The sequence below is a fragment of the Streptomyces sp. NPDC102274 genome (assembly GCF_044766385.1).
GTDB lineage: Bacteria > Actinomycetota > Actinomycetes > Streptomycetales > Streptomycetaceae > Streptomyces.
Genome location: NZ_JBIWLW010000111.1, coordinates 1 through 4,145 on the forward strand (window position 1 = coordinate 1; position 4,145 = coordinate 4,145).

At 63.6% G+C, this 4,145-nt stretch carries 1 protein-coding gene and 2 pseudogenes; 2 read left to right on the plus strand and 1 reads right to left on the minus strand.

The features are described from left to right. Positions 1 to 80 precede the first annotated feature (80 nt). Positions 81 to 1,551 (plus strand): annotated as a pseudogene (locus tag ACIRQP_RS42095) (reverse transcriptase domain-containing protein); the annotation flags it as partial. A 123-nt stretch (positions 1,552 to 1,674) separates the two neighbouring features. Then, positions 1,675 to 1,899: pseudogene (locus ACIRQP_RS42100) on the plus strand (transposase); the annotation flags it as partial. Between the two features lie 218 nt (positions 1,900 to 2,117). On the opposite strand, the gene ACIRQP_RS42105 reads toward ACIRQP_RS42100, so the two are convergent. Continuing rightward, positions 2,118 to 3,560 carry a hypothetical protein gene (locus ACIRQP_RS42105; RefSeq protein ID WP_403900727.1) on the minus strand — a complete coding sequence of 481 codons (1,443 nt, stop codon included), beginning with the start codon at positions 3,558 to 3,560 and terminating at the stop codon, positions 2,118 to 2,120. Between the last annotated feature and the right edge of the window lie 585 nt (positions 3,561 to 4,145).

Sequence of the window (4,145 nt, forward strand, 5' to 3'; positions counted from 1 at the left end):
GCGGCGTTGACCAGGAAGTGGCGGGAGGGGAAGCGGCCGAAGCCGGTGGTCTTGCCGCACCTGATGTGGTCCTCGACGGTGGCGTGTCCGCGGTGACGGACAAGCTGGTGGCGGAAGTCGTACGTCTGTTGTTGGAGGCGTACTACGAGCCGACCTTCAGCGACGCCTCCCATGGTTTCCGGCCGGGTCGGGGCTGCCATTCCGCGCTTCGTAAGATCGCGGACACCTGGCAGGGCACGACCTGGTTCATCGAAGGGGACATCGCCGACTGCTTCGGCAGTCTCGACCACGACGTCACGATGGCGACGCTGGCGGCGGACATCCACGACAGCCGGTTTCTCCGGCTGATCAGGAACATGCTGCAGGCCGGGTACTTGGAAGACTGGATCTTCAACGCGACGCTCAGCGGTTCCCCGCAGGGCGGAGTCGCGTCTCCGAGCCTGTCGAACATCTACCTGGACCGGCTGGACACGTTCATCGAGACGGTCCTCATCCCGGAATACACCCGAGGGGACTCCCGGCGGCCGAACCGGAAGTATCACAGGATGTATTACGCGATGCGCAGAGCCCAAGAACGAGGCAATCAGACCGAGTTCCGGAGACTGCGCCAGCAGTTGCGGGCCCTGCCCAGCTCGGATCCACAAGATCCTGGCTACCGCAGGCTCCGCTATGTCCGCTACGCGGACGACACCCTGCTCGGGTTCATCGGACCCAAGGCCGAAGCCGAGGAGATCAAGGCACGACTGGCCCAGTTCCTGCGCGACGACCTCAAGCTCGAACTGTCACCCGCCAAGACCGTGATCACCCACGCCCGCACAGAGGCAGCACGTTTCCTCGGCTACGAGATCACCGTCCAGCACAGCAGCACGAAGATCACGAACGGACGCAGATCCGTCAACGGCGTGATCCAACTGCGGGTGCCGGTCCCGGTGATCAACGCCTACTGCTCCCAGTACCTCAAGCGCGGCAGACCCGCGCACCGCTCCGACCTGTTCGGCTCCCCCGACCGGGACATCGTCAGGAAGTTCGGAGCCGAGTACCGGGGCATCGTCCAGTACTACCTGCTCGCCAGTGACGTCTTCCGGCTGACCCGGCTCCACTGGGTCTTGGAGACGTCGCTGCTCAAGACGCTTGCCGGGCAAGCACCGCTCGACCGTCTCGGCCATGGCTCGCAAGTTCAGGGCCAAGGTCGTCACCCCGGTTGGGCCCCGCGTGTGCTTGGAGGTCACCACTGAGCGTCCTGGCAGGAAAGCGCTGGTCGCACGGTTCGGCGGCATTCCGCTGCGACGACAGAAAACCGCCTTGATCATCGACAAGTCCACGATCAGGGTGGCGCCCCGGCGACGGGAGCTGGTCTCCAGGCTCATCGCCGGGCGCTGCGAGATCTGCGGCGGAACGGACGGCATCACCGTCCATCACGTCCGCAGCCTCGCCGATCTCGACAAGCGCAGGCAGCCGCACCCCACGTGGGTGCAGGTGATGCTCAGGAAACGGCGAAAGGCCCTCGTGGCCTGCCGCGACTGTCACACCGACATCCACGCCGACGGCTGACGGAAACACGAAGATCACTGGAGAGCCGTCTGCGGTGAAAGTCGCACGGGCGGTTCGGGCCGGGGGCCACCGGAAAAGGGGCCGCGCTCCGCGCGGCCACCTCGCCGGTGGCCTACCGGTACCCCGCTGATGGCGTTCGTCGACCATGGAGCGGGTGGGTCCGGCGAGCCGGTGGCCGGTCTGCTGAGGCCCGGGAACGCGGGCAGCAACACCGCCGCCGATCACATCACCACCACCCAGCTGGAGCTGACCCAGCTGCCCAAGTCCTATCGGCGCGGACGCCGGACACTGATCCGTACCGACTCCGCAGGCGGCACCCACGAGTTCGTGGCCTGGCTCGCGAAACGCGGCCGGTGACTGTCGTACGGTCTTGAGCGAGACCTGGAACACCGCTGCGACGTCCTCGCGAAAGCCCGCCGCCAACGCGGCCACCGCCCTTAGTCGAAGGGCCTCCTGCGCCGACGGCGACAACTGCGGTGCGTCCCCCACCAGTTCGCTCACTCAGGGATCAACGACCAAGAACAGCCACCGTTTCGGATCAATAAAGGCGCGGCGCGCGGCTCGTGTCAGACAAGGAACTCGGCGAGCGGGAAGGAGCGATGGCGACGTGGTGGAACCAGATAGTTCTGCCGGTGGGTCGTGTGCAGGACCGAGTTAATGCCAGCGTGGGGGCTGCGCGGTGCGATAGGGAGTGTCATATCGGGATAGTGGCCGTCCATCGAGAGCCGAACGCGATTGAAGATTGCAACCGTCGGCTGGAACTGAATGAAGTGCAACCCGGCCGCTGGATTCTTGCTGTAGTGGTCTGCCGTCGGATCGGATGTGTAGTGGAATGGATTGTCCAACGTGTCGAAATCGCCGCGCACGGGGATGGTTGTCCCCGTGGGGTAGGCTTTTCCGTAGTTGCTGGTCGTCGGCGATGCGGTGCTGTCCACCTTCGACATGCTTCCAGTGTGGCCGTAGGCGTGGTACCGCTGGACCCCTTGCGCCACTTCGGCCTCACTTTGACCTGGCGGTTGGAGGGCAAGCGTACCCGGCGTGGGCGCGGGCGAGAGGCCGGGCTGGAGCATCGCCTGGACGCGATCCGCGTACTGAGGGAAGTTTCGTTCGTACCAGGTGACCAGATCTTGAAACAGGTGCGAGAGATGCATGGTGGTCCCCTGTTTGAAGTAACCGTTGGGCCACTGGTTGGTGAGGCCAGGCAGGGTCTCCAGATTGGCGATGACGCCGGGTCCCATATTTGACTCCAGGGTGGTGGCGAAGCCGAGGAAGCCCTGCGCCTGTCGAGGAATCGACTGTGCACCGGGGATATTAGCTGCCAGCGCCAGCTTGCTCGGCAGGCCCTGTTGCCCGTAGAAACCGCCCCCGGAGAAGCCCTGGCGGATACTCGTCACCTTGAACAGGCTGCCCGCCCCGTTGCTTCCAGACCCGAAGAGGGCGTTGGTGGCTGCCATGATATTGGCGAGCGAGTCACTGCGGAGTAGCACGGCCACGTCATTCTGTTCCAAGCGGACCGGCCCGAAGCCAGGCGGGGGCTGGTCGCTGGGGAACGTCATGGCCTCCTGCAGCGCATATACGGTATGGCCCTCCATCTTGGAGGTCATCAAATCAACCGGCAGATACGCTGGGTAAGATGTTCGTGCCTTGAAGAAGCCCGACGTCTTGCCCAGGGTTGGGATGTAGTGGTGGAAGTAGGGAAGTCCCCAGGCTACCGTGGTGGCCACTCCTGTGGGAGTGGGCGGAAATTGGCGTTCCAGACCTAGGAGGGCGGACTCGAAGTGGTGCTGCGCCTCCTGCAACGCCTTAGCATTCGCCGGCACGTTCAGCCTTGCGGTAATGACATGATCGTGCAGGGCCGGCACCCGGACCGCAATCGTGCCATTGCTGCTCTTCACGCCCGAGCCATTGACCATGACCACCTGCTCGTTCTGCAGGATATATTGTTCCTGGACGGGCGGACTGTCGGCGACAGCGGGCCGGTCCGGTGGTTTTGCAATGGTGTCGATCATCTTATAGATGCCGGCGGATGCTAGAGCGGCACCGAAGGTGCCCGCTGTCCCTTGAAGAAGGCGTCGTCTACCCAAGTTCCCGCGTGGTCGTCCCGCACGCGCATTTTCGTTGCTATCTGTCATGAAACGCATTCCCTCACTGTGGAGTAGAAGTCCGCCATCACCCGGCATCGAAGATCTGACCTGCTCGAATGACCGCGATTGGCATTCCTGCCACTAATGCGCATCGGAGGGGTCAGGGGTTGAAATAGAGGGTGAGGACTAGGTGAGTGCGCCGTCGCTGAGAACCGTCGCCCGATTGGCCTGCTACCACGTCTCCCTCATAAGGTTCTGCTCGCGATGCGGGGTTCACAGCGCCGATACGACCTTGCGCATGTGCCGCCAGATAGTCGATGACGGTGGATGTGCTGGCTAGTTGCCGTCACCTTCGCTGTCACGATATAACCACACGCGGCCTGGGTCATTTAAGCCAACACGCGGCCTGGGCCATTAGCCTCGCCGTTTCGGTTGGGTCGGCGTCGATTGGTGGCTGGTAACGCGAAAGTGCCTTCTGAACTGGGACGATGAACCTTGTCGAGGGGTTCT

Bases quoted from the DNA above. Each gene is read 5' to 3' on its own strand.
- ACIRQP_RS42105 (WP_403900727.1), bottom strand. From the start codon at position 3,560: ATGATCGACACCATTGCAAAACCACCGGACCGGCCCGCTGTCGCCGAC.